Below are 18,341 nucleotides of genomic sequence, written 5' to 3'. Positions count from 1 at the left end.
CTATTCCCCCATAACCTGCTGCAGCTTGCTGCCCGTCTTAGCACCCAGCCAGGCGCCGATGCTGCTGTACACAAGGCCGTTGACCAGCATATACAGCGCCAGATACCAGTCTGCATAATACAGACGGTAGAAGAACATCATCTGCTCCATATTGACGAAGGTGACAAGCGCATCGCCCACGCCCATCAGCAGGCAGATGAACAGCATATAGCCCTTGCCCAGCTCCTGCCTGCGGTAGAAGCCGGAAAGATACAGCAGCGTTTCCAAAATCGCTACGTTGACACACATGCTCAAAAGTCCTAACGGCGTAAAATGTCCGAACATCAGACCGGCAAGCATATATTTGACAAAATACATCAGTGTCAGCACGCCCGGCGCACGGAAGAGCACCAGCAGCGCCACCACCAGCAAATACAGCAGCATGCCGCTCAGAATGCCTGTCACCAAGCCGGAGAACGGCCCTAAGAATACATGCAGCAAATCACCGATAAGCGTTGTCGGCAGCGTAATACCGCCAAAGGCCAGCGCCGCAAAGAGTGCCACCGTAATAGCGCCACGCGCACCGATGCGGTAAATGCAGCCCTTCAGCTTGTAGCTAAAGGCCAGCACAGCCAGCAGGCAGATGAAGGAAAAGCCTACTGCCAAAAGGCCCAGATTATGCTTCTTGGCGATTGTCAGCGGTACCTCCTGAACCTTTTCCTGTCCGTTGCCGCTTACGGTTACACGCAGGCTGTAATCGCCCTCCAACACTGTAAAATAATCTACATATAACGGAATAATAAAGGCCTGAGTTTTCTTGCCGTCCAGCGAAATCAACGCCGTAGTTTCGTTGACGCTGCCTGTCTCACCGGCCCACCCATGCTCGGAATCCTCATTGTTTTTGCCTGCGGTACAAAGACCTGGCATAACCTTACCCGTCTTTTTATCAATCAGCTCCGCCTTAAATTTCAGCAGGCGCACATCGCGCTGCGGATTGCGCATATCCAGCACCAGAAAAGTAGCAGGATGGTTAAACACTGCCGACCAGTTCGTCGCACCGTCGCCCGTCATGCGGTTACGGAAGCCCTCGAGCGTAGTATCACGGATAAAAACCACGCCTTCTGCCGCGCGGTCGTCCTTATTACCCAAATTATCTACCGGCAGAGTAACGCTCTGAATATACCAGTTGAATTTACTTCTGTCGATTTTCTTCCCCGGCTGCGACGCACCAGCAACAGCTGCTGCCGCCGGCTCATAACCAAAGCTCAGCTCCTGCTGCTCGTGCCAGCCATCGCCGCTGACCTCCACCAGCAGCTGCTTTTGTCCGCGTGCAAGGTCTGTCTGCGGCTGAATGTACAGCAGATCAAAGCTCTGTCCGAAATCTGCCGGCAGCACCCAATCTGTCTCCGCCGTCTGGCGGCCGTCAGCACTTCCCAGGTGCCATTTGTCATTGGCAAGCGCCTTAAAGCCTTCCGGCAAAATTACGCGCAGATGCGCCGGCTGCTCATGCGGTACATCAAAGCCGGTAATATTGATAAACAAAGGCATTGTGCTGCCGCCATGCACTACATGCGCAGCACTCTTATCCAAATTGTAGGGATACACTGCCTCCAGCTTTACGCCTGCAAAGGCCTGCTGCGCTAGGCACAGCAATGCCAGCAGGATATATAAGATTCTCATACTTCACCTATTCACAGCAAATCTTTTTCAATAATGCTGCTTCCTTCTCTTTGCTTGCCTCATCTACACGAGTGGTAATCTCCAGGTTATTATTCAGCGGATTACGGCTTACGGCAATATCTGCCGCATATGCTCTGCTAAGCAAAGGCTCCGTAAAGACACGCTCCGGCGTATCATCTGCCAGCAGCTTGCCCTCACCTAAAAGCAGAATACGGCTGCAGTATTTGGCTGCCAGATTCAGCTCATGCACAACCATCAGCACAGTCTTGCCCATCAGCGCCAGCTCACGCGCAAAACGGAAAATCTCCTCCTGATAAACCATGTCCAGACCGGTAGTAGGCTCATCGAGAAAGAGTACCGGTGTCTGCTGCGCCAAAACCTTTGCCAACAGGATACGCTGCTTCTGACCGCCGGAAACCTCTGTTACCGGCTTATCTGCCAGCTCCCGCGTACCGGTATATTCCATGCAGTCCAGCGCCAGACGCTTATCGTTCTCACTTTCACGCTCCCACCATTTAAGATAGGGATAGCGGCCCGCCATAACAATATCCTGGCCTGTGTAGCCAAAGCCAACCTCTACCTGCTGCTGCAGATAGGCTACCTCACGCGCCAAATCTCTGTCGGTATATTCCTCCATCGGCTTTCCAAAGAACAAAACCTCACCGCTCTGCTTCGGCAACATGCCGCGGATTGTTTTCAAAAGCGTACTCTTGCCGGCACCGTTGCAGCCGATAATACCTACAAGCTCGCCCTTGCCGATAGTGAAGCTGGCATCACTGATAACACAGCGGCTGCCGTAGCCTATAGATAAATGATTAACACTCAAAACTGCTTCTGACATTATTACACCTCATGCTCATACTTCATCATAAAATTCAAATAAATTTAAGTACCATATACTTTTACTCAATCTTTTATATTATACCACATAGAAGCATCAGCGACAATAAATCACAGTCCGCTCTATGTAATCAAGAATTTCTTATCAGATAAAATCTTAAATAAAAAAGCATGAACCACGGCAACAGTTCATGCTTAAATAAGCCTTAGCGGAAATCAACCTTAAGATGCTGTCTTTCCGGCATCCGCTGATATTTATATTTAGGATAGCCAACCATCAGCGTACCTACAATTTTATGTTTCGGCGGCACGGCAATCAAATCCAGCAGCGGCTGATAGCCTGCAATACCGCAGGATTGGATAAAGCCGGCAATAGTTGTTCCCAAACCGATGGTCGGAGCAAACAGCTCTGCATAGGCCCAGCTCTGCTCTGCATTGCTCACACCGGTAATATTCAGACGGCGTGCCAGCGCAAAAATCAAGCAAGGCGCATTACGGGCGATAATATCCTGTCCACGCTCACGGTAAGCGCGCAGCACCACCTGAAAATAGCGTTTATTTTCGGTGCCTGCAGCAACCTCAGCCTCCATCCATTCGGCAACAGTATCGGCAATTGCACGGATTTGTTCCTTATCGCGTATAACGATATAGTACATGCCCTGTGAATTGCCGGCAGTCGGCGCATAGCGTGCCACATCCAGCATACGGGTAATTTCCTCATCCGTCGGTGCCTGCGGCTTAAAGTTGCGCACACTGCGGCGCATACGCAAAAATTCATAAGCAATCTCAGGTGTCGGCAACGGCATCGTCACCGGACGCTGCTCCGCAAGCGGCGTATATTTATTATCCAAGGCTCCTACGGGACAGATAGCAACGCACTGGCCACAGCTCATGCAGCCACGGTCAAAATTGCATTCCGGTCCGTTTTCACCCATTGAAAGAATGCAGGAAGGACAGCATTCTACGCAAATGCCGCAACGCAGGCATTTATCCTGATTAACTGTTAACAAGTCCATAACGTCACCTCACAGTGCATTATCGGTATAGTGAATGTATTCCAGTCCACTAAAATCTGCCTTATAATGACCATTACGCATAGGCGTACCCATGAGCTTTTTGTCATCAGGCAGACCATCTACATTTACCAGACCGATAGAAGCGGTAGCACAAAGAGCACCAAGCTGTGTTGCTACACGCATAGCATAAGCCTTGTCCGCTTCACCGACAACGCCCTTATGCGGGTACATTGCCGTTGCTGCGATGATAACCGTCAGGATTTTGCCGCTCAGGGCAAAAATATGCGGTACAGTATTCATATCAGTCTGCATATAATCAATTTTAAAATTATGACTGTCCAGCCAGGGAACGAGAGCCTGTAAGCCAAGCTCGTGAATTTCCTGTTCTGTTAAAAGCTGCTGCTCCAAAATTCTCTTCTCCTATAAACTATTAGTGTGCTCAACCCTTCTGCTATTAGACCATTATACTCCTAGGAGCCCTGACGACGTAGATGGCGCCTTATTGGCGCTCTCCCCTAGTTTATTCTTCGCCGAGGACCAACACTTCCGGTTCAAGATGAACTCCATGCGCCGCAAAAACCTTATCCTGCACATCGCAGATAAGCTGCAGCACATCTGCCGCCGTTGCTCCGCCGATGTTCACCACAAAACCGGCGTGCTTTTCGGAAACCTGCGCACCACCGACAGTATAACCCTTAAGACCGGTCTGGTCGATAAGCGTACCGGCAAAATATCCGGGAGGACGCTTGAACATACTGCCTGCGCTCGGCAGCTCCAAAGGCTGCTTAGTGATACGGCGGTTACTGAAATCTGCCATTTTATCGGCAATAGCCTGCTTATCACCTGCCGTCAGACTCACAGTTACCGCAGTAACAATTTTACCGCTGCCCTGCAGCGCTGTATGGCGATAACCGAAATCAAGAGCTGCTGCCGGCAGCTCGCTGATTGTGCCGTCAAGCTCCATTACGCGCACACCGGTAACAACCTTAGCCATTTCACCGTCATAAGCACCGGCATTCATATAAACAGCACCACCGATGCTGCCGGGAATACCTACAGCAAATTCCATGCCGCTTAAACCCAGCTCTGCCGCCTTACGGGAAGCTGCAGCCAGAGAAACACCGCTGCCAAAGGTCAGGGTGCAGCCATCAACAGCAACATCATTCAGCATATTGCCCAGCTTGATAACCAGGCCACGGATACCCTTATCGCGTACCAGCAGATTAGAACCGTTGCCAATCAGCGTAACCGGTACCTTCGCCTCGCCGGCACGCTGCAGCAGCTGCTGCAGCTCCTGCTCGCTCTGCGGCATAGCCATCAGATCGGCAGGACCGCCGATACGGAAGGATGTATGCTTCGCCATCGGCTCCTCTGCCAGCAAAGGCTTGGCAGTACAGCCTGCGAAAATCTCCTGCAACGTCATTATTTCTCTCCCATTGCCTCTTTGACAACGTCCTGAATAGTATTGGTAACGTCCATCAGCATCATCTGGAAACGAATCAGAGCATTCAAATATTGAACTGCATCTGCATTCAGATTCAAAATGCCCTGCAGCTTCTGCATTTTATCAACAGAAGCCTGGTCGGGCGTCTTACCCTGATGCTTAGCAAACTCAACTTCCTGAGCAACCATCAGATACTCGTTAACCATTTTCTTAGCATCCGGATCCTTCTCCAGAACAACAGCTGCTTCCTTCAGTTTTTTGTACTCATGGCTTTCGCGCATAGCCTTAGCCAATTCGTTTGCGTTATCATATACGTTCATAATTAAACACCTCACTAATGATATATTTTTACACTAACGTAAGAAAACCAAATATAGAAAAAAGAACAAAACACATACGCGGGTTATACTGTTAAATCTTGCAGATATCACGCCAACGCAAGCAAGCCGTATGCCGTGCAGCGAATAGCAATTTTAGCAAATGAGTGTCTAGAAGCACAGAAATGCCGCAACTGTTTGAGCGCTACTCTTAACTCATATAGAAGAATCTGTTAGCTTAGCGCGAGTTTTGCGGTATTTCGTCTTGCTTCCACACGAAATTTGCGTCCGTCAACTCGCTTCCGCAAACTACTCAGGAGCAACTTCCCTAGCAAGCGATTGACGGGAAAATTTCTTTGAGCGGAATGGCATATCGCTTGCGACGCTATTACTCACTCACATACTTACATTCAAGTGAGCGAACTTAGAGCAGTCACCAAACTCAAAATGCCACCACTCCATCTCAATCCCCTTGAATCCCTGCAGCTCCATCTCCTCGCGCAACAAACTGCGCAGATAGCGCTCGCGCGACGTACCGCCGGCATAGCTGGCGTACTGGCGCAGCGACGGCTCATCAAAGCCGCAGCCCATATCCAGCTCCTCGCCGCTCTCCAGGCTGTACAGGCCCACATCTACAGCATTACCTGTGTTATGCGTGCTGCCCTTAGTTTCCGGGTCCTCCAGCATTTCCTTCTTATCGTCAGGCAAAGCCAGATTAGCCAGCTTGCTCACCGACCAGGGGCGGTAGGCATCCCAAAGCACCAGGCCGTAGCCGTAAGGTGCCAGACGCTGCTGCACCTTGCCTAAGGCAGCTGCAGCCTCTCTAGAAACAAAGAGCCTAGGCGTAGTATAAAGCGGCGTACCGAAAAGGTTATCACTGCCTGCGTAGACAGAATTAACCTTCACCCCGGCAACAGTTGCAGCATCCACCAGCTGCGCCTGCTCACCTGCTGCCAGAGCAGCAGGAACCGCTGCCTTGGCAGCCTCCGCACGCAACTTGTTCCAATCCTCGGCACTGCGCTCCTCCAGACGGAAGGGCTTTGCCCTTTCGCCCGTAGTCGTACCTAAAAAGTAACGGCTGTAGGTATTACCGCCGACGCGGCAGGAGATACCGTAGCCGTCAGGATCACGCTCAAAGCGGACACCGGCTTCGGTATTGCTCATCGGCCCTGATTCCTGCAAAGTGTAGGAATCAAAATGCACCTTGCTGAGCGGATAAAGATTGGCCGCAGCAAAGGATTTGTCCTCCAATGCAGTGCGGTACAACAGCTCCAGACGGCCTTTATTCTCACGGATAAGAATATTTTCGCCGTTACCATAGTAAAAGCCAAGAATATACTTGATATCCTTCGGCGCATCCTTAGGCACGGCAGCCAGAGCAAGCTCCGCTCCCGTTTGGACATAGAAAAGCAGACCGGCCGCCAGGCCGGCCAGCAAATTTCGGTAATTCACTATTGAATCAGCTCCTTGCGTACATCAGCTAAAGCATTAAGCCTGCTGCGTACTCTCGCAACATCTGCCAAATCGATTTCGCAGGAAACAACCTCCTCCTGCATACCTGCTTCGGCAAGAATCTTGCCGCTGGGCGCAACAACCATCGAATGACCGTAAAACGGCGCACTCTTAAAACTGCCAGCACAATTTACCGCTACCACAAAGGTGTGGTTTTCGGCAGCGCGGGCCTGCACCAGCAAGCGCCAGATATCTCCCCTTGCTTCAGGCCATTCAGCCGGGCAGAAAATGAGCTGTGCTCCTTGCAGAGCCAGATGACGGAAAAGCTCGGGGAAACGCAAATCGTAACAGATAGTCGAGCCGCAGCACAGACCATCTAATGTAAAGGCTTGAAAATTATTGCCGGGAGCAAAGAAATCCTCTTCATGGAAAAGGCCGAAAAGATGCACCTTATCATAAAGATTAACGATTTCACCGTTTTTATTGATAGCCGCAGAGGTATTGTAAATCTTGCCATCGGCATGACGCATAGGTACAGAACCAGCAAGAATAGCGCACTGCTCATTGCGTGCAATCTCGGCAAGCTGCGCCAGTACAGGCGAAGCCGGCGTTTCGGCCTCCTGCTCCAGGTGTCCCAGGCTGTAGCCTGTTGTCCACACCTCGGGCAGCACCAGCAAATCATGCTTTTGGGCAGCCTCCGCTGCCAGCTGCAGGCCATGGGCTACATTAGCCGCTTTATTCTTTTCCAGAACTTCCAGCTGCAGCAAGGCTATTTTCATAATACGCGCTCCTTAGGCATCATATTATTGCTATGCAGGCGACCAAGGAAAAACTTCTCCAGCTTGCGGGTGCAGCGGGTAATGAAATGCTCCTTACCGCCTAAGGACTCAACAAAAACTACAGGATGACCGGCAACCTTTGCGCCTAAAACGTCGGTCAACAGTTGGTCGCCGACAAAAAGAATTTTACCGCCGCCCATAGCTTTAGTAATCTGCTTATATGCCATCGGCAAAGGCTTAGCGGCACGCATAATGGTGCCAAGACCGGTCTGACGGGTGATACCTTTAATGCGGTCACCGCCGTTATTGGAAATCAATGCAACATTGATACCCATCTGATGCAGCTGACGAATCCAGGTCATAGCACGAGGTCCTACCAGGTTCTTGTCGCGCGGCAGCAGCGTATTGTCAATATCAACAACAATTTTGGTGTAGCCATTGCGCTTCAGCCATTTTGCGGAAATGTCAAATAAACTTTTTACTCTGTAATCGGGACAAACATACTTTAAAATCATACTACCTTATCCTTTGGAAATTTTATTTCAAATGTGGTACCAGAACCACATTTGCTGATTACCTCGGCACTGGCGCCGTGGACACGAATAATTTCTTTGGCAATAGCAAGCCCCAGACCGGTTCCCGGAACACTGCGGCAATGCGATTTTTCAACCTTGTAAAAACGCTCCCAGATAAAGGGAATATCCTCTTCGGGAATACCCTTTCCCTGGTCAGAAACCGTTACAAGCACGCTGCCATCATCGAGCTTATTCGCACCTACTGATACAGTACCATTTTCCGGCGAATATTTCAAGGCATTATCGCACAAAATCATAATTAACTGTACCATTTGGTCTCCATCGCCCAAAATTTTGATATTATCGTCGGCATGAACATTGATAGTAACATTATTCTTCACGCAGCGCACCGATAATTTTTCGGCGACATTACGGATGATACCGGCCAGCGGCAGCTCATCCATGTTGCTTACAGTCAGCGGGTCGCTGGACTCCAGTCTGCTGATATCCAGCAGCTCGCGTACCATACGCTCCAGACGGACTGTTTCTTCATTTATCAGGCCACGGTAACGCTGAATCAGATCAGTATCCGTTACCATACCGTCACAGATTGCCTCATTGTAGCCACGGATAATCGTAATCGGCGTACGCAGCTCATGCGATACATTGGCCACAAAATCGCGGCGGATTTTTTCCGTCCGCTCCATCTTAGCAATGTAATCACCCAAATCCTTGCCTAAAGAATTAAGTGCATTTCCCAACTCGGCAATTTCATCATCGCCATGCACCTGCAGCCTGTGGGAATAATCTCCCGCCGCCATCGCCTGCGCATTGTCCTTCATATCCAGCACCGGCCGGATAATCATACCTGACAGACGTTTGACTAAGAACAGACTGAAAATAATGGCAATGATACCTACAATCATAATATAAATATAAACATTTCGCAAGAATTTTTCGAAACCGCTCAAGGGTTCTATCAGCAAAATAGCGCCTGTGTGTCCTTTACCGAAGGTATAAGGAACGCCGACCAGGATTACCTGCTCCTTGTAATACGGATGATAAATCTGCGATTTGAAGGACTTCCCGGCATAAACATCATTCAGTATCACTTTAATGCGATACGATAAATTACTGCTCTTCATATCCTGATCCAGTTTTCTGACGCTTTCCTGCAATACCTGTTGCGAAGGAGCACCATACTTAAGAAAATCCTTCATTGAAGCATTTTCTCCGGTCTCTTGTACATTTTCGTAATTAGAGGCCGCCAAAAGCTCGTAATTATCATCAAACAGCCAGATGCGTGCGCCAACCAGCTTATCTACAGCTAAAATATAACGATAAAGCATATCCCTGTCCTGCAAGCGGATGAAGGCTTCAACAGTTTCCCCCATCTCATTTCCCTTTTCGGCCAGCTCCTGCTCCTTAATCTGGAAAAAGTAGTCGGCAATCAGGTAGGATATGCCTGCTGTAATCCCCACAACGACGATAATTATGATAGTCATAAAACTATACATCAGGCGTGTGCTTAGGGATTTTTTCATAGGTTATTCGTCCTTTAGCTCGAATTTATAGCCTACACCCCAGATAGTTGTAATATCCCATTTGGAATCAGGCGGAATGTTCAATTTCTGTCTGATGCGTTTGATGTGCGTATCAACAGTACGGGTATCACCGTAATAGGAGTAGCCCCAGATGGTTTCCAGCAGCTGGTTGCGGCTGAAGGCCTTGCCCGGATTCGATGCCAGGCACCACAGCAGCTCCATTTCCTTAGTAGTAAAGGTCATTTTGTTGCCGAATGCGGTTACCTGATACTGGTCCATATCAATAATCAGACCGGGATAGGTGATGCGCGAAACCTCACCCTTCTTCTCCTGCGTGCCTACACGGCGCAGCACAGCCTTCACGCGGGCTACTACCTCACGCGAATTGAACGGCTTGGTGATATAGTCATCGGCGCCGATTTCCAGACCGGCAATACGGTCATCATCATCATCCTTGGCCGTAACCATGATAATGGGCAGGTCCGACATTTTACGTACCTGCTTGCAAACCTCAATACCGTCGAGAACTGGCATCATAATATCCAGCAGCAGAATATCCGGTTTTTCGGACTGTACCTTTAAAATTGCGGCAGCACCGTCTTCGGCTTCAATAACCTCAAAGCCTTCCTTCTCAAAATATATGCGCAAGATTTCGCGAATCTGCGCTTCATCATCAGCAATTAATATTTTCTGTTTTGCCATAATCATCACTCCTGCCTTTAAGCTGACTCATACCATTTATTTATCAGAGCAAACGGCAGAGTCCTACAAGATGTTACTATAATTATAGCACAAATACTTGCTTTCTTAGTATGCTTTCACAAAAGATTTACATATATATACTGCTTTTATCATAAACGTAAACGCGAATGCATTATTTGTCACAGAAAATGCTTATAATTTTTGTTTTAAGACAGATATTAAAGTGGCTTAAAGGCTGCCAGCATTTTTTTGCGCTCACGCCACTCTGGCAGATAGCGTTCGACAATCGCATGAAAGCGCGGTGAATGATTGGCCTCGTGCAAATGCGCCAGCTCATGCACCACAATATATTCCAGACACTCCTGCGGCCAGCAGGCCAGCAGCGTATTCAGATTGATGCCGCCTGTGCGAACGTTGCAGGAGCCCCAGCGCGTTTTCATACGATGCACCTTAAGCCCTGTATGACGCACGCCCATTTTCTTTTCCCATGCCTGCAGCAGCTGCTCTCCTCTGCCAGCTAACTCCTGCTTATAGAAGAATTCTACAAAGGCGCATTTAGCTTCATTATTCAGCTCACTGCGGTAATAAAAGTTAACAGCATCAGCCTGCACCTCATAGGTACCATGCTTTTTGCTGCTAAGCAAAAAGTGCGCCGGCAAACGCCTGCCCCACAGCCACACATGCTGCCCGTCAAAGGGAAGCTCGCCCATGCTGTACTTCGGCTCCTGCTTTTGCTGCAACTGTTCCTGCAGCACCAGCTACAGCTTTTGGCGCAGCCATTGCTCCCTGCTCTCTAAGAATCGCTGCACCTCGCTTACGCTCATTCCTATGGGAGCAGTAAGAAAGATGTCGCCAGTTTCTTTTATGCGCAGCGTAATATTTTTGACCAGTTTAAACCGAAGCTTTATCTTCAGACCGTGCAGGCTCAGTACTGTCTCGCGGATTATTCTGCTGTTCACAGCTTGTCTACCAGGATATTGCGTCCCAGCATACGGTTGAATTCCCAAGCACTCTTGCCGTCATGCACGTCAAACTGGTTCATTACGGCGTTGATTTCGTCGGCGTAATGCACAACAAAGGCTTCACGTGTAGAGCAGGCTACAGGGGAACCCTTTTCGTTATCACCGTGGTGCGACAGCAGAATATGCTGCAGCTGCTCCAGACGGGAGGACGGCAAACGCAGCTTGGCCGCTGCCTCCTGCACCATCATGCAGCTCATGGTAATGTGTCCGAGCAAACGTCCCTCACTGGTATAAGGGAAGCCGATTTCCGCAGAAATCTCGCGGATTTTGCCGATGTCGTGCAGCAAAGCGCCGGCAATAACCAAATCCTTGTCCACGCCCTCAATCTGCTCGGCCAAGGCCACTGCCAGACCGGTAACATCCACAGAATGCTGCAGCAGACCGCCCAGATAAGCATGATGCATGCGCATGCCTGCGGGATTAGTCACAAAGCGCTCATAGGTTGCACCGCTGAAAATAGTTTCCAGCAGCATACGCAGTCCGGGAGTGCGCACTGCCTTGATATAATTGGCAAGCTTAGTTTTATAAGCCTCTACATCAAAATCACCATGCGGCAGCAGATTGCTGATATCATCCTGCGGCAGCAGATTTTCCAGACGCTGGATTACAACCTGCAGCGTCATATCATTATTGAATTTGTTGATGTCGACGTTACCGCCCATCATAAAGGCTGTCGGGCCCTCAAGCTCGCGCAGCTTGTCTACAAGCATTGCATCAAAGCAGATAAAAGCAATGCGTCCGCTGTTATCCTCCAGCATACCGCGGGCAAAAACACCGCCGTTAGAGGAATTGCCTACCTTCTGTACCCTTACCAAAACTGCCTGGCACACCTTGATGCCGGCTTTAAAATCTTTAATCATTCTTCTATCACCTGTTTTCTATATATGCTTCAGCAGCAGTGTTTCGCGTGCTACCTGAATTGCCACATCCCAATGCTTTTCCGTAAAGCGCAGCGATAATCTGTCGGCCAGGTCATCAAGCACCGGCAGCTCCGTCGGCTGATGGCCCGCATCAATAATGTTCAGACCGCTGAAAACAGCCTGCTGTGCCTCATGGTACTTCACATCTCCTGTTACCAGCGTATCCGCACCCTGCGCCAAGGCCAGACCGATTAAATCGGCACCTGCACCGCCGCAGACAGCCACACGCCTAACCTTTCGTCCCGCATCGCCTACGGTAAGATAATCAGCCTGCAAAGCCTTCTTGACGAACACTGCAAAATCATGCAGCTTGCTCGGCTGTACCAGCTCACCAATGCGTCCGAGACCGCTTACAGTATCCAGCACATCCGCATCCTGCAGGCGCAGTCTTTTGGCAAGTACGCTGTTGACACCGTTAGCAACGCAGTCAAGATTAGTGTGCGCGCTGTAAACAGCAACACCGTTTTCTGCCAGCTGCAGCAAAAGCTCCTGCTGCCAATCGGCATCAGTCACATTGCCCAGCTTATGAAAAATTGCCGGATGATGCGTAATCAGCATATCAGCCTTTTTCGCTAAGGCCTGCGTCACAGTTTCCTGTGTCATATCCAGCGCCAAAAGCAGCCTGCGTACAGGCTTATTGCGCCTGCCCAGCATCAGACCTACGTTGTCCCAGGAATCTGCCAGCTCCGGCGGTGCCATTTCGTCCAGCAGATTGATGATATTATTTACTGTCACTACGCTTGCCATTTTGCAGCACCTCCAGTTCTGCCTTCAACGCTTCGATTTCCTTATACTTTTCGCTCGCGCGTGCGCGCTCGCTACGTCCCATATTCTCCAACAGCTGTCTGCAGGTAGCAAGCTGGCGTTCCAGCTGCTTACCCAGCAGCGGATGCTTCTGTGCGAGCAGCAGCGGTCCTACAGCGCACTCTGCCACACTGTAGGCAGGCGCAGAGCCACGCTTAGCGGCGATAATCTCGTAAAAATGCGGAGCATCATCCACCAGCTCTTCGGCAGCCAGTTGCCAGCCGTGGCTGCAAAGCCACGCACGCAGAGATGCGGCACCGGCCATCGGCTGGAGCACCAAAAGCTCTGCGCTCTGCGCTACCTCCATATCATCCTCCAAAATACTGATAATGGTAGAAGCACCCATGCCTGCAATAGCAATGCAATCTGCTTCACCCGGAGCCAACACCTTAAGACCGCTGCCCTGACGTACCTCTACATGCTCATGCTGCCTAAACTGTGCCACGGTAGTACGCGCCGCCTGGCAGGGTCCCGCAGCAATATCGCCGGCAATCGCCCGCGCAATTCTTTGCTTTTCCAGCAGCCACACGGGTAAATACGCGTGGTCCGTGCCGATGTCCGCCAGCACGCAGCCCTGCGGCACCAGATTGGCAATAGTTTCTAATCGTTTGTCAATATGCATTGCGTCCCTCCTGAATATGTTCTAAAATCTTATTTTCTGAATCGTAACAGCCACAGCCTGTAATATTTTCCGAAGCTGTCCGGAACGTAAATACTCTAGCACTTTATTATAACACAAATCAACGAATATAGAAAACAAGTCCGCAAAGTGATGGTTGCTGCCAATGCTATGACAACTGCTGAAACAAAGCAAAAACCCCCGCATGGCTGCGGAGGCCGTGATTGACATTCCAAGCTCAGTTTTTCAGTTCGTTCTTTACTACAAACATTACCCATTGGGCGATATTTGTGGAATGGTCGGCAATGCGCTCCACATATTTGGCAATCATCAGATAGTCAACATATTGGGGTACGTATTGCGGCTTTTGCTGCATTACAGTGGTCAGATGCTGACGCATTTCGGCAAAGTAATTGTCTACCTCATCATCGGTAGCAATAACCTTATTGGCCAGCTCCAGATCATTTTCGCTGATGGCGCTGATGCTGTCGTACACCATCTGGCGCATAACCTGCAGCATAGCCATAAAATTATCCGGCAGCGGCACAGGATCCTTTTCAATCAGCTTCAGGGTATATTGGCTGATATCGCTGCAGTGGTCCGCAATACGCTCCATATCGCCCACCAGCTTCAGGCAGCTGGCAATCTCGCGCCAGTCAGTTGCAACAGGAGTTTGTGTCAGTACCAGCTCCAGGCATTGCTTTTCAATATTGACCTCACTGTTGTCAAAATTATCATCATCACTGATAATCTGCTGCGCTAAAGCTGCATCCTTCTGCTCCAGGTTAGCGATAACCTTGTCCAGAGTATCCTCCAGATTTACGCCCATCACGCGCACACTGTTGAGCAGCTGCTTCAGCTCCTCGTTAAATTTGTTACGTGTCATTTTATTGTTCCTTTCTCCTTACATCAGCCGAATCTGCCGGTAATATACTCTTCTGTCTTAGGATTAGACGGATTAGCAAACAGCTGCTTCGTTTCGTTGAACTCAATCAGCTCGCCCAAAAGGAAGAAAGCGGTTTTATCGGAAATACGTGCAGCCTGCTGCATATTATGCGTAACAATAACGATGGTGTAATCCTTCTTCAGCTCCAACGCCAAATCCTCAATCTTCATTGTAGAAATCGGGTCCAGCGCACTGGTAGGCTCGTCCATGAGGATAACCTCCGGCTGCACAGCCAGGGTACGTGCAATGCATAGGCGCTGCTGCTGGCCACCGCTCAGTCCCAGCGCACTCTTATTCAGTCTGTCCTTAAGCTCGTCCCAGATGGCAGCCTGACGCAGACTGCGCTCCACAATCTCGTCCAGTTCGCTCTTTTTCGTCACGCCATGAATACGCGGACCGTAAGCAACGTTATCATAAATGCTTTTCGGGAAGGGGTTAGGCTGTTGGAAGACCATACCAACGCGATGACGCAGACTGATGGGGTCAATCTCCGCAAAAATATCCTTGCCGTCCAGTGCAATGCTGCCTTCAATGCGCACGCCCTCCTCCAGGTCATTCATTCTGTTCAGTGTTTTCAAAAAGGTGGATTTGCCGCAGCCGGAAGGACCGATAAGTGCGGTAATCTCCTTTTCCTTGATATCAAGATTTATTTTTTTCAACGCCTGGAATTTGCCGTAATACAAATCCAGGTCCTGCACTAAAAATTTAGTTGCAGCGTTATCATTTGTCATTTTCTGCTACCTCCGGTTTTTGTATCTAAATAAGTGCTCAGGTAACGTGCGCCCAGGCTAAAGGACAGCACCAGCAGCATTAAGATTGCTGAAGAAAGGTTGGCCATCTGCGCCGCATTCGCTGCCAGCGCCTCTGTACGCGATGCCCAGATATGCAGCGCCAGCGTTTCACCCGGACGGAATGGGTTCAGCGGGCAGGTCGGTGACAGCAGGTTCCAGCTGTTCCAGTTGATATCGGTGCTCATGCCTGCGGTATACAAGAGAGCTGCCGCTTCACCGAAGCCACGGCCTGCAGCCAAAATGACACCTGTCATAATACGCGGCAGGCACGCCGGCAGCAGGACTTTGTAAATTGTCTGCCACAGCGTTGCGCCCATAGCCAGGCTGCCGCGCTTATAGCCCTGCGGCAGCGATTTGAAGGCATCCTCCGTTACCGTCATAATCAGTGGAATGCTGAGGATAGAAACTGCCAGCGCACCGCTGAACAGGTTCCACTGTGAGCCGGTCATTACGATAAATACCAGGTAACCGAACAGACCGACAACAATGGACGGCAGTGAAGACATCGTTTCGATACACATGCGCAGGAACTTGGTGAACGTGCCCTGCTTAGCATATTCCGCCATGTAGATGCCGGCAGCGACTCCCAGAGGTACGCTCACCAGCAGCGACAGGAAAACCAGATAAATAGTGTTGAAAAACAAATTACCGATGCCGCTGCCCTCAAAGGATATCAGGCTCCAGCTGAAATCCTTGAAGCCGTTGATGATAACGTACAGGGCAAAGGCTACGAGCATCAGGATAAAGAAGCCTGCTACGCAATAAAACACAGCTGTCATCAGCTTATCAACAAACTTTGCACGCGCTATGCTGTCGTTCATGCCTGCTTCCCTCCTTTAGCAGTTAAAAAGTGGATGGCAAAGATGCAGGCCAGGGAGATAATGAACAGCAGCAGTGCCATCGTCCACAGGGCGATATTGTATTCGCTGCCCTCCATTGCGCCGCCCATATCCGCCGCAATCGCCGCCGTCAGATTGTTAGTCGGAGAAAGCAACGAAGTCGGAAATGCACGCATCTTGCCGATAACCATTGCTACAGCCAGCGCTTCGCCGAAGGCACGCGCCAGGCCCAGGATAACTGCCGTCATCAGACCGGTGACTGCCGCAGGCACTACTACCTTGGCGATAGTCTGCCAACGCGTTGCGCCCAAACCGTAGGAAGCAGCACGGTAGCTTTTAGGGATGCTGCGCAGTGCATCTGCTGCCAAGCTGGTGATGGTCGGGAAAATCATAACCGCCAGCACAATGCCTGCAGCTAATACGGAAAAGCCGAAGCGCAGGTTGAAAATATTTTTAATCAGCGGTACCAAAATTGTCAGGCCGATCCAGCCATAAACTACGGAAGGAATGCCGACAAAAATTTCCACAGCCGGTTGGACAAAGCGCTTGCCCAGCTCCGGTGAAATTTCTGTCATAAAAATTGCGGTTGCCAAGCTGAACGGTGTAGCAATCGCCAGCGCCAATGCGCAGGTAATAACAGAACCGAAGATGAAAATGGCTGCACCAACCTTGCCACCGCCCTCAGCGCTGTCACTCGGTGCCCAATCGGCCGAAAAAAGAAACTCGCTGATGCTGTGATTATATGTAGTGAATGTGCCCAGGCCCTTGTAGCATAAAAAAGCACCAATAGCTATGGTCAAAACGATAAGCGCCAGACCACAGCCACTGATGATATAACGCCACAAGGTATCTTGCCGATAGGCACTAGTATTTACCTGTTGCATTTAAGATAACTCCTCAAGCTATAAGATTGTTTTTGGATTAGACTTTAAGCGAAGTATAAGGCTCCTATGCTAAGCCCTAACAGTGAGACAGCGTGCGTCTGCTTCAATCATCAAAAGGCTATATATAAGACCTCTATTCTAATACTCTAATACACAAAGGCGAAGCAGAGTGCGTCAGATGCGAAGAGCGGCGACGACGGCGTACACATTCGTACTCCTCACCCTTCGGGTATTAGCACGACCAACATGTTCTCGCTTCGCTGCGCTTGCGACAACATGGGTATTTATGTCAGGAGCCGTCGCGACGCAGATGCGCCTTAGCCGAAGTCCATATTATCTCTTTACTTGCATTTTTGCAGTAACACCATAACCCTGTTTTTCAATTTCCTTACCATAATCAGCAGAGAGGATGAAGTCCAGGAATGCTTTTACAGCGCCGGTAGCTTCGCCTTTAGTATACATGTGCTCATAACCCCATACAGGATATTTGCCGCTGTAGGTATTGTCCAGAGTAGGCTCTACACCGTCGATGGCAACTGTTGCAACGTCCTTGTTATTTGCGAGGTAGGACAGAGCAACATAACCGATAGCGCCTTTGTTATCCTTTACGCTTTGCAGCAGAGTACCGGAGTCATCAGTTTCCAGAGATTTGTTGGTTGCTTCTTTAGCACCGCCCAGAGCGAACTCCTGGAAGAGAGCGCGGGTGCCGCTGGTAGCAGGACGGGTAATCAGAACGATAGGTTCATCAGGACCGCCAACCTGTTTCCAGTTGGTTACCTTTGCGGTGAAGATGTCGGTCAGCTGAGCCTTGGTCAGGCTTTTTACTTTAGCTGCCAGGTCTTTGTTGATAACCGGAGCCATGGTAACTACGCAAACCTTGTGGTCTACAAGTCCTTTAGCAACTTCGGGTTTCAGCTTGCTTTCTGCCGGTACGTCAGAGTTACCGATGTTAACGCTGCCGTCTGCAACCTGCTTAAGACCGGTGCCGCTGCCGCCGCCGTTAAGGGTGATGGAAACATCCGGGTTCAGAGCTTTAAATTTGCTTGCTGCATCCTTTGCCAGCGGCAGAAGTGCGGAAGAACCGCTGCCGGTTACACTGCCAGTAACCTTGCTGCCTGCTTTGTTATCAGCAGCCTTGTTATCACTGCCGCAGCCCAAAGCACCGAGTGCTACCATAGCTGCCAGACCTAAACATGCGACTTTTTTCAATTTCATAATATATTTCCTCCTTCAACCATCGTGAAAAAA

The 18,341-nt window shown here is 50.0% G+C and carries 19 protein-coding genes and 1 pseudogene; all 20 read right to left on the bottom strand.

Features of this window, described 5'->3' with window-relative positions:
• Positions 1 to 1,659: a hypothetical protein gene (locus tag KAH19_RS08700; protein WP_210684256.1), complete on the bottom strand. Its 1,659-nt coding sequence runs from the start codon at positions 1,657 to 1,659 to the stop codon at positions 1 to 3.
• A 7-nt stretch (positions 1,660 to 1,666) separates the two neighbouring features.
• Positions 1,667 to 2,500, bottom strand: coding sequence for an ABC transporter ATP-binding protein (locus KAH19_RS08695; RefSeq protein ID WP_210684255.1), 834 nt, complete (start codon positions 2,498 to 2,500; stop codon positions 1,667 to 1,669).
• 205 nt (positions 2,501 to 2,705) lie between these two features.
• Positions 2,706 to 3,515, bottom strand: coding sequence for a nitroreductase family protein (locus KAH19_RS08690; RefSeq protein WP_246869345.1), 810 nt, complete (start codon positions 3,513 to 3,515; stop codon positions 2,706 to 2,708).
• A 9-nt stretch (positions 3,516 to 3,524) separates the two neighbouring features.
• Positions 3,525 to 3,923 (bottom strand): hypothetical protein, encoded by a 399-nt coding sequence (locus KAH19_RS08685; protein WP_210684254.1) that lies wholly within the window; start codon positions 3,921 to 3,923, stop codon positions 3,525 to 3,527.
• Positions 3,924 to 4,035: 112 nt separating this feature from the next.
• Entirely contained in the window at positions 4,036 to 4,938 is a 903-nt protein-coding gene (murB, locus tag KAH19_RS08680) for a UDP-N-acetylmuramate dehydrogenase (RefSeq protein WP_210684253.1), read from the bottom strand.
• On the bottom strand, positions 4,938 to 5,279 hold the full coding sequence (locus KAH19_RS08675) for a YlbF family regulator (protein WP_021719563.1): 342 nt from the start codon (positions 5,277 to 5,279) through the stop codon (positions 4,938 to 4,940). Before KAH19_RS08675 ends, murB begins: the two co-directional genes overlap by 1 nt.
• Before the next feature lie 393 nt (positions 5,280 to 5,672).
• Positions 5,673 to 6,728 (bottom strand): M15 family metallopeptidase, encoded by a 1,056-nt coding sequence (locus KAH19_RS08670; RefSeq protein WP_210684252.1) that lies wholly within the window; start codon positions 6,726 to 6,728, stop codon positions 5,673 to 5,675.
• A complete protein-coding gene (locus tag KAH19_RS08665) occupies positions 6,728 to 7,507 on the bottom strand; it encodes a carbon-nitrogen family hydrolase (protein WP_210684251.1) in 780 nt (259 codons plus the stop codon). Before KAH19_RS08665 ends, KAH19_RS08670 begins: the two co-directional genes overlap by 1 nt.
• Complete coding sequence (locus KAH19_RS08660) at positions 7,504 to 8,022, bottom strand: YqeG family HAD IIIA-type phosphatase (RefSeq protein WP_210684250.1); 519 nt, start codon at positions 8,020 to 8,022, stop codon at positions 7,504 to 7,506. Before KAH19_RS08660 ends, KAH19_RS08665 begins: the two co-directional genes overlap by 4 nt.
• Positions 8,019 to 9,566: a HAMP domain-containing sensor histidine kinase gene (locus KAH19_RS08655; protein ID WP_210684249.1), complete on the bottom strand. Its 1,548-nt coding sequence runs from the start codon at positions 9,564 to 9,566 to the stop codon at positions 8,019 to 8,021. Before KAH19_RS08655 ends, KAH19_RS08660 begins: the two co-directional genes overlap by 4 nt.
• Before the next feature lie 3 nt (positions 9,567 to 9,569).
• The gene (locus tag KAH19_RS08650; protein ID WP_371816681.1) at positions 9,570 to 10,274 is read right to left on the bottom strand and encodes a response regulator transcription factor; all 705 of its coding nucleotides are present in this window, start codon (positions 10,272 to 10,274) and stop codon (positions 9,570 to 9,572) included.
• Positions 10,275 to 10,486: 212 nt separating this feature from the next.
• A pseudogene (locus tag KAH19_RS08645) lies at positions 10,487 to 11,227 on the bottom strand (M48 family metallopeptidase).
• Positions 11,224 to 12,150, bottom strand: coding sequence for a 3'-5' exoribonuclease YhaM family protein (locus tag KAH19_RS08635; protein ID WP_210684246.1), 927 nt, complete (start codon positions 12,148 to 12,150; stop codon positions 11,224 to 11,226). Before KAH19_RS08635 ends, KAH19_RS08645 begins: the two are co-directional and overlap by 4 nt.
• Before the next feature lie 18 nt (positions 12,151 to 12,168).
• Complete coding sequence (locus KAH19_RS08630) at positions 12,169 to 12,957, bottom strand: Nif3-like dinuclear metal center hexameric protein (protein ID WP_210684245.1); 789 nt, start codon at positions 12,955 to 12,957, stop codon at positions 12,169 to 12,171.
• Positions 12,932 to 13,636 carry a class I SAM-dependent methyltransferase gene (locus KAH19_RS08625; protein WP_210684244.1) on the bottom strand — a complete coding sequence of 235 codons (705 nt, stop codon included), beginning with the start codon at positions 13,634 to 13,636 and terminating at the stop codon, positions 12,932 to 12,934. The genes KAH19_RS08630 and KAH19_RS08625 overlap by 26 nt, the downstream gene beginning before the upstream one ends.
• Positions 13,637 to 13,871: 235 nt before the next feature.
• Positions 13,872 to 14,519 carry a phosphate signaling complex protein PhoU gene (gene phoU, locus KAH19_RS08620; protein WP_040564648.1) on the bottom strand — a complete coding sequence of 216 codons (648 nt, stop codon included), beginning with the start codon at positions 14,517 to 14,519 and terminating at the stop codon, positions 13,872 to 13,874.
• Positions 14,520 to 14,542: 23 nt separating this feature from the next.
• Positions 14,543 to 15,310: a phosphate ABC transporter ATP-binding protein PstB gene (gene pstB / locus KAH19_RS08615; protein WP_210684243.1), complete on the bottom strand. Its 768-nt coding sequence runs from the start codon at positions 15,308 to 15,310 to the stop codon at positions 14,543 to 14,545.
• Positions 15,307 to 16,191: a phosphate ABC transporter permease PstA gene (gene pstA / locus KAH19_RS08610; protein WP_210684242.1), complete on the bottom strand. Its 885-nt coding sequence runs from the start codon at positions 16,189 to 16,191 to the stop codon at positions 15,307 to 15,309. The genes pstB and pstA overlap by 4 nt, the downstream gene beginning before the upstream one ends.
• Positions 16,188 to 17,093 (bottom strand): phosphate ABC transporter permease subunit PstC, encoded by a 906-nt coding sequence (pstC, locus tag KAH19_RS08605; protein WP_210684241.1) that lies wholly within the window; start codon positions 17,091 to 17,093, stop codon positions 16,188 to 16,190. The genes pstA and pstC overlap by 4 nt, the downstream gene beginning before the upstream one ends.
• A gap of 333 nt (positions 17,094 to 17,426) precedes the next feature.
• A complete protein-coding gene (locus tag KAH19_RS08600; RefSeq protein ID WP_210684240.1) occupies positions 17,427 to 18,308 on the bottom strand; it encodes a phosphate ABC transporter substrate-binding protein in 882 nt (293 codons plus the stop codon).
• Between the last annotated feature and the right edge of the window lie 33 nt (positions 18,309 to 18,341).

This window comes from Phascolarctobacterium sp. Marseille-Q4147 (assembly GCF_017968825.1).
GTDB lineage: Bacteria > Bacillota > Negativicutes > Acidaminococcales > Acidaminococcaceae > Phascolarctobacterium_A.
Note: the sequence above shows the minus strand (reverse complement) of the source record. Positions and strands in the feature narration are given on the sequence as shown.